We start from the raw sequence: 7,961 nt of genomic DNA on the forward strand, positions 1-7,961 counted from the left end.
CTGCTGCACAAGATTTGGGGAACGGATGGCGATCGCCCCATTACCAAAGCAGAGCAGTATCTCCGGTCGTATCAGCGGGATCATGGCGGCTGGGAACTATTCTATGGTGATGGCGGCGATCTCAGTACCTCGGTTGAAGCGTACATGGCGTTGCGAGTATTGGGGGTTCCGGCGAACGATCCGGCATTGTTGAAGGCCAAAGACTTTATCCTCAGTCGTGGCGGCATTAGCAAAACCCGCATCTTTACGAAACTCCACCTGGCCTTAATTGGGTGCTACGACTGGCGAGGACTCCCCTCCATTCCCGCCTGGGTCATGCTATTGAAACATCCCTTTCCCTTTACGATCTACGAATTGTCAAGTTGGGCACGGGGCAGCACGGTTCCGCTCCTGATCGTGTTTGATCAAAAGCCTGTTTATCCGATCGAGCCTGCGGTTAACCTTGATGAACTCTACGCCGAGGGGATTAACAATGTCCGCTGGGAATTGCCCAAAGCCGGAGATTGGAGTGATCTCTTTGTGTGGCTAGACGGGGTGTTCAAGGGGGCAGAGTCGTTGAACCTGGTTCCGTTTCGTGAAGAGGGACTCCGTGAAGCAGAACGGTGGGTACTGGAACGACAAGAGGTCACGGGGGATTGGGGTGGCATTATTCCGGCGATGCTCAATTCTATGCTGGCGTTGCGGGTGTTGGGCTATGACGTCAACGATCCGATTGTGCAACGAGGTCTACGCGCTATCGATAACTTTGCCGTAGAAACCGACGATACCTACTGGGTACAAGCCTGTGTGTCTCCGGTTTGGGATACGGCTCTCAGTATGCGATCGCTGACGGATTCGGGTTTGGCTCCCGATCATCCAACCCTAGTCAGGGCGGGGCAGTGGCTCTTAGAGAAACAGATCCTCGACTATGGGGATTGGATCGTTAAAAACCCTAAGGGTAAACCGGGGGGATGGGCATTCGAGTTTGATAACCGCTTCTATCCCGACGTAGACGATACGGCTGTCGTGGCGATGGCGTTGCAGGATGTGCAGCTTCCCAATGAGCTATTGAAACGAGAGGCGATCGCCCGTGCGGTACGGTGGATCGCCACGATGCAGTGCAAAACCGGGGGATGGGCAGCGTTTGATATCAACAATGATCAGGAATGGCTGAATGCGATTCCCTACGGGGATTTGAAAGCGATGATTGATCCCAGCACTGCCGACATTACCGGGCGGGTGTTGGAGATGCACGGTCGTCTATCGCGAGATTCGCAACTGATGGCACGCTATGCCGACGATCTCACCCCCCAACGATTAGAACGGGGACTCACCTATCTCCTCCAAGAACAGGAAACCGATGGCAGTTGGTTTGGTCGTTGGGGCGTGAACTATATCTACGGGACGAGTGAAGCCCTGGCCGCTTTGACCCTTGTTGCACCGGAACGCTGCCGAAGCCAAATTGAACGGGCGATCGCCTGGTTGGTGAGCTGTCAAAATCCAGATGGGGGCTGGGGTGAAACTTGCCGCAGCTATAACGATCCACGACTCAAAGGGAAGGGGGTTAGTACTCCCTCTCAGACGGCGTGGGCGTTGCTGGGACTGATTGATGCGGCCTTTTGTGCCGATGCCGCCGCGAAACAAGCGATGCAGCGAGGGGTGCAATATCTTTTAGAGACCCAGACCGCTGAGGGAACCTGGGAAGAACAGGAATTTACTGGAACGGGCTTCCCGTGCCATTTCTATATTCGCTATCATCTTTATCGTCATCATTTTCCGCTGATGGCGTTGGGGCGATATCGGACAATCTCTGATGCTGAGAAGACTCATTCAACAAGAGGCGCGTGATATGAAAATTGGATCTGAGGCTCACAAGCAGTTATTTTGCAACAGCTTTCTGGAAAGTCATCGACTCTATGAACCTGAAGATATTCACTGGCCATCGGTTGATGGCGCGACCCTAGAACGCTTGTAAGGTATCCCCTTTTGGAACGAAGCGCTCTACACCGAGCGGCGAGCCGGAGAGATGCTGGCAACCTTTGCGTCGACGATCGATGATCCCTTAATTCGAGAGGCGATCGCCCTGCAAGCCCGGGAGGAGGTGCGTCATGCGCGGCTGATTGAATCGTTCATTCAGCATTACAACATCGACCTGCCCACCACGCGAGACTACACGATCCCGAAAAATATTGAGCCAGCCTTTATCCACTTTGGCTACGGAGAATGTTTTGACTCCTTTTTTGCCTTCGGCTTGTTTGGTCTGGTGCGGCAGGTCGGCATGATGCCCGAAGACTTTTTCACCATCTTTGACCCCATTCTGGACGAAGAAGCCCGTCACATGGTATTTTTTATCAACTGGATGGGCTATCAATTGGTAAACCAGGGTCAGGGCGTTTTGAGCGGTGTCAACTCGGTGTGGCAGTACAGCGGTGCCCTAAAGCGACGCTTGGGCGCACTCCAGGGAACGAGCAAAACCCAGAAAAATAGTAGTAAGAAAGGCTTCACGGCAAGCGGGGCACGGGACATGAAGCTGAATTTAACCCTGGACGGATTTCTCGCCACTTGCCTAGAGGAAAACGCAAAGCGCATGAGTGTTTACGACGATCGCCTCCTGAAACCGATGTTGCTTCCGGCGATCACCTCTGGCGCACTCAAAATGATCCGTCTCCTTCCTCAACGAAAGCCTCCCTTAGCGACGGATTCCGTGTAGACACCCAATCCCTAAATCGAAGGGTTAACCGCGCGATATCCCCACTGCTCAATGTAGGCAGACCAGTGAGCGTCGATCAGAGATATTGTTTCTGAATCAAGAACATAGTCGTTTTTGCGATAGCCTCTCAGGCTATCTAGATAGAGTTTAAGGTGGGGAGAGGCGGTTTCAAAATCGGGGAGTTTTAGCTGCGTAAAGAGACCCTCTAACACCTCAAGGGGCTTTGATTCCAAGTCTTCAAAGCGAATTTCGGCAAATTGATTAGGCGATAGATCAAGAGTGTCTGTTTTGAGTCTCTCCATCAGATAGGGATAGCTCTCTAGAATCAAGGCATCAATCGGTAATTGTTCGCAGTTGTAGGATTGCAGAGCCAGTTCCGGCAGTAATCGGGTGAAAAAGTGACGGGTTGAGGGAAAAACATGATAGGGATTGCGATAGATGTGAATAAATTTAGCATTTGGCCATAATGCCCGGAGATGCCGAACATAGCCCGTGTAGACCGGATTTTTGATTAACAACGGGCGATCGCCTTGATGAATCGAGACTTTTCGCAATAGGTGCTGGTGGAGCGATCGCCAGATCTCTATCTCGTCTCCCTCATCCTCTACAAAGATCTCTTTGCGGAAATGGGTTTCAAAGTGCTGGGGGAAATAGAGGCCGTGATAGTAGGATGCTGCGCCCATTGTGGCGAGGGGAATGGAGTCCTCTTGGGGCGAGGTGGGCGTGACGGCTACATTATCCACGTAGCGATCCTGGGGTAGGGCTTGCTCTAGCAACGGTTCCAGAGTGTGCACAATCCCTAAAATATCCCAGGGGAGTCCTGTGGCGAGGGGCGTAATGTATCCAAACTGGGGAGACTGCGCCAGCAAGTTATGTAAGTGAGTCGTGCCCGATCGCCAGTAGCCCACAATGAACACCGGATCCGGCATCGGCTTGTGCTGCAACTGTGTCCGGTTAAACATCACTCGCTCTGCGGTTGAGAAAGGCCAGCGGGCGAGGGATACGGCTAGGGCGATCGCTACCTGGGGCACTCGGTTAGGGGCGATCGGCTCATTGTCTCGCAGCAGCTTCAGCAACGTACCGGGCATACTGCCACACAGGGGATGAAAGAGACTCGCCATGAACGCCCCTAACGGCCTCCCGCTTTAGTTCGCATCGCCTGGGTGGCCAGGGTTTTCCCAAAGTCCCACGCCGCTCCAGGAATTCGATGGGCATCGCTGACCACATCGGTTACGCCCTCCACAATCCAGCGGCGATCGTCGTCGTTGAGAATCAGGGGCGGAATAAATTTCACGACGTTCATGCCGTAACCCGCCACCTGGGAGAGAATCCGATGGCGTGTAAATAGCGGCACCGTAATAATCTGGGAAAATAGACCCCGATTTGCTGTCTCCAGCATTTTCCAGGACAGCTTGAGGGTTAAACTCTTGGGTTCTGCGAATTCCAAGGCCATCATCATGCCCAGTCCCCGCACCTCTTTCAGGCACTCATACTGATCCACGAGGGGCTGCAAATCCTCGACAATCTGCCGTCCCATCTGAGCCGCATGGTCAATCCACCCTTCCTTTTCCAGAACCTCCAGGGTAGCCAATCCCGCCGCCATCGCCAGGTTATTTTTCCCAAAGGTACTGCCGTGAACCACCGCCCGATCCATGCGGTTAAACACCTTGTCGAAAATCCACGAACGACAGGCCACCGCACCCACAGGCACAAATCCACCGGACAACGCCTTCGCCATGCAGATCAGATCCGGCTCTACACAAAAATGCTCTACCGCCCACCACTTGCCCGTGCGTCCCAAGCCCGTCTGCACCTCATCCGCAATCAAGAGACTGCCGTGCTTCCGGCACAGGGCAGCGGCTCCGGGTAAGTAGTCTGCCTCTGGAATCCAAACGCCATGTCCTTGGATCGGTTCGGTAATGAACGCGGCTACATCTTTGCGGGAAAGCGCCTGTTCCAGAGCCGCCAGATCGCCAAAGGGAACTTCGATAAAGTCCGGCAGAAAGGGGCCAAAGCCATGGCGAAAGTGAGGATCGCCCGTGGCGGATAACGACCCCATCGTGAGGCCATGATATCCGCCCTGGCAGTAGACGATTTTGGAACGTCCGGTGGCATAGCGACTAAATTTAATCGCGGCTTCTACACTTTCGGTGCCGGAGTTGGCAAAGAAGATCCGGTCAAGGCCGGGAGGGGTGAGCTGTTGCAACCGTTCGGCTAACAAGCCCGACAACACCGACACATCTATTTGCACCAGGTTAGGCAGATCCGCCGAGAGAACATCCTGGAGGGCTTGAACAATGGTGGGATGGTTGCGTCCCAGCACAAAGACCCCAAACCCACTGAGTAAATCGAGGTAGCGATCGCCCTGATCGTCAAAGAGATACGACCCCTCGGCTTTCACATAGTGGCGATCGAACCCAATGGTTTTCAGGACGTTCACCATTTGGGGATTGAGGTATTGTTCATGCAGCGCAAAGTTGTCTCGCTGTCGTTGCTGAATCAGATCGAGGATGTTCATGGCTAAACGTAGGGGGGAATGTCCTAGAACTTAACGGGCTGTACCCAGCACACCACCAAGCGATCGCATCATGTTCTTGGGTTGAAGTGCATCTTCGGCGGCCGTGGGTTCATAGCCACAATGCACCATACAGTCTGCACATTTGGGGTTGCCGCTGCGGTGCCCGTACTGATCCCAGTCGGTGTTGTCAAGGAGTTCCTGGAAGGTCTTGTAATGGCCTTCATTGAGCAAATAACAGGGTTTCTGCCAGCCTAGAACGCTGTAGCTAGGACTTCCCCAAGGCGTACAGTCGTAATCTTTCTGCCCGGTCAGGAAATCGATAAACAGGGGATTGTGATTAAACGACCAGTTTTTTTGCCCTGCTTGGAACGGCGCGAAAATTTCTCGGAATAGAGCCTTCGTTTGATCCCGCTTCAGGAAATGCTCTTGATCCGGTGCCCATTCGTAGCTGTAGCCTGGGGAAACCATCATGCCGTCTACCTCCAGTTCTGTGAGGTAGTCAAACAGGTCTTGGATATCTTTGGGGTTAGTGCCCTCAAAAACAGTGGTATTGGTTGTGACCCGAAATCCTTGAGCTTTGGCCGCTCGAATCGCACTGATCGCGGTATCAAATACGCCCTTGCGATCGACGCACTGATCGTGAAGCTCTTTCAGTCCGTCTAAATGCACGCTGAAGGTGAGATAGGGCGAAGGCGAAAACTTATGCAAACTTTTTTCCAGTAGAATGCCGTTGGTGCAGAGATAAACGAACTTGCGCCGCTCGACCAATCCCCGCACAATTTCATCAATCTGGGGGTGCAGCAGCGGTTCGCCACCGGGAATGGATACTACGGGAGCCTTACACTCATCCACTGCCGCAAAACACTCTTCCGGCGATAGGTTCTGCTTCAGGATCTCAGTCGGATGCTGAATTTTACCACAGCCAGAGCAGGCCAGATTGCAGCGGAACAGCGGTTCCAGCATGAGTACCAGGGGATAGCGCTTACGCCCCTTAAGGCGCTGTGTAACTAGGTATTGTCCGACGGCTAGAGCTTGTTGAAGGTGAATTCCCATGTCTCCTCAAATCCCGGATATTAAAATCGCGTTTACAAGATTATTAGCACGTTTTGCCAATATAGTTGGCTTAACCTCGGCAGAGAGTGTTACGACGCTACAGCAAAATCTGTATACTGCCTCATCTTGGGTTCATGGAATGCTAACATGATGTCTTCTTTGGGAACTCCCTCATGAATGAGAGCAGTGGCGATACCCTCTTCAGTCCAATCCTCTTCAATCCAGAACTTACCCTCTCGAATCCGAACATAAACTGTCATCCCAGTTATGCGTTCGCCATGCTGCCAACCCAGGTTCATCCAAATATAATGAGCTTTGGCCTCATCCACAATTAAAAACGTTTCAATATCTGAGTTGGGATGACGGTTACTCAGTTCTACATACTCAGTCAAAATGCGCTTGATTAACGTTGGATACTCCGTTAATTTATCCATTGCACGATTTCCTCTCTCCCTATGTTGACAACAATGATTGGCAATTGATGTTTATTGAGAATGAGTTGAGTCACGTCTTGCGTAAAAAAGGTGTCGTATGTAACTTTGCTGATAGAAACGTACAACTTTCGCTCTGGGGCTATCTCCTCTAGAAGATAGCGGTAAATGTCATACTGACCGAGAGCCTCTTTTAAATCTTGGATCTTGGATGCTCCAACAACGCTTTTTACCTCCACAACTAACTTCTGTCCATTTCGTTCAACCGCAATCGGACGCTCAGCACCCAGATCGGCGCATAGCACGGTTCTTCGATATTGAATGACGTAAGGATTATCTGTGATTAACCAGTTATCCTCAATCAGTGCATTTTTTACTGCGTTGTGGATAATATCTAGTCTGGGCATAAATTCAAGTATAAGTCAGCCTCATGATGGCTGAAGATCACTCCTCTTGACGCAATGCTGAAACATCCCAGGCTCGATCCCGATCGCGACGTAATTCTCGATAGTCTCGATCATCCGACTAAAGCAGTTGTTCCAGATCTTCCGAGAGTTGGCGCGATCGCGCCGGTAGAGCTTTCTCATTACCAACCAGCATCGCCTGTTCCTGCAATGCCTCTTCATCGTGTGCCTTGAACATCTGTGCCGCTCGTACGGCCCGATAAGAACGCACACCCAACAGTTTCAACGCTTCAACGCCCATATCTAAGGCCGAACTAAACGTTGCCCGCGTGATCACATCTATCCCTTGACGAATCACAGAATAGGCATGACGGCGATCGCCCGCCCGTACCAAAAGGCGAAGATGGGGAAAGTGTTTATGTGCCAGATTCACGATCTGTTCAATCTTTTCATGATCGTCGATCGCCAGAACAAGCAACTTGGCTTGACCTGCCCCTGCGGCGTAGAGCAAATCTAATCGAGATGCATCCCCATAGAACACTTTCCAACCGAACCGTCGTAGGAGATCAATCTATTCGGGACTGTGTTCCAACACCGTGATGCGACAGCCATTAGCAAGCAGCAACCGTCCCACAATTTGCCCAAAGCAACCAAATCCAACCACGATCACCGAGTTCTCGTTGTCATCGATCTCATCGGCTTCACGGGGCGGAGGGGCGATCGCGTAACCCTCATGATTCGTCCAGAGCGGGTGCGAATTGGCGATGCTAATGGACAAAATCAGGTAGAAGGAAGGGCGATCGCGACGACCTATAGAACCCATTTGAGATCTCAAGGAGAGGCAGCAAGGCGCTTAAGCATCAGCC

8 protein-coding genes and 1 pseudogene are annotated in these 7,961 nt (G+C 52.1%); 2 read left to right on the plus strand and 7 right to left on the minus strand.

Features of this window, described 5'->3' with window-relative positions:
• Together shc and IGR76_12685 are read left to right on the plus strand one after the other, a co-directional pair.
• Window positions 1–1,827: squalene--hopene cyclase (shc, locus tag IGR76_12680; protein ID MBF2079337.1), on the plus strand; the 1,827-nt coding region annotated here is incomplete at its 5' end.
• A 1-nt stretch (window position 1,828) separates the two neighbouring features.
• Window positions 1,829–2,689, plus strand: a pseudogene (locus IGR76_12685) (ferritin-like domain-containing protein).
• 11 nt (window positions 2,690–2,700) lie between these two features.
• On the opposite strand, the gene IGR76_12690 reads toward IGR76_12685, so the two are convergent.
• The 7 genes from IGR76_12690 to IGR76_12720 form a co-directional block, all read right to left on the minus strand.
• Window positions 2,701–3,810, minus strand: a complete 1,110-nt coding sequence (locus tag IGR76_12690; protein ID MBF2079338.1) for a sulfotransferase — start codon at window positions 3,808–3,810, stop codon at window positions 2,701–2,703.
• Between the two features lie 8 nt (window positions 3,811–3,818).
• Window positions 3,819–5,207 carry an aspartate aminotransferase family protein gene (locus IGR76_12695; protein ID MBF2079339.1) on the minus strand — a complete coding sequence of 463 codons (1,389 nt, stop codon included), beginning with the start codon at window positions 5,205–5,207 and terminating at the stop codon, window positions 3,819–3,821.
• Window positions 5,208–5,237: 30 nt separating this feature from the next.
• A complete protein-coding gene (gene hpnH / locus IGR76_12700) occupies window positions 5,238–6,260 on the minus strand; it encodes an adenosyl-hopene transferase HpnH (GenBank protein MBF2079340.1) in 1,023 nt (340 codons plus the stop codon).
• Window positions 6,261–6,349: 89 nt separating this feature from the next.
• The gene (locus tag IGR76_12705; protein MBF2079341.1) at window positions 6,350–6,694 is read right to left on the minus strand and encodes a XisI protein; all 345 of its coding nucleotides are present in this window, start codon (window positions 6,692–6,694) and stop codon (window positions 6,350–6,352) included.
• The gene (locus IGR76_12710) at window positions 6,682–7,098 is read right to left on the minus strand and encodes a XisH family protein (GenBank protein ID MBF2079342.1); all 417 of its coding nucleotides are present in this window, start codon (window positions 7,096–7,098) and stop codon (window positions 6,682–6,684) included. The genes IGR76_12705 and IGR76_12710 overlap by 13 nt, the downstream gene beginning before the upstream one ends.
• Window positions 7,099–7,216: 118 nt before the next feature.
• On the minus strand, window positions 7,217–7,636 hold the full coding sequence (locus IGR76_12715; protein MBF2079343.1) for an NAD-binding protein: 420 nt from the start codon (window positions 7,634–7,636) through the stop codon (window positions 7,217–7,219).
• Window positions 7,637–7,666: 30 nt separating this feature from the next.
• Window positions 7,667–7,918: a hypothetical protein gene (locus IGR76_12720; GenBank protein MBF2079344.1), complete on the minus strand. Its 252-nt coding sequence runs from the start codon at window positions 7,916–7,918 to the stop codon at window positions 7,667–7,669.
• Window positions 7,919–7,961: the final 43 nt, after the last annotated feature.

Source organism: Synechococcales cyanobacterium T60_A2020_003 (genome assembly GCA_015272205.1).
Classification (GTDB): Bacteria; Cyanobacteriota; Cyanobacteriia; order RECH01; family RECH01; genus JACYMB01.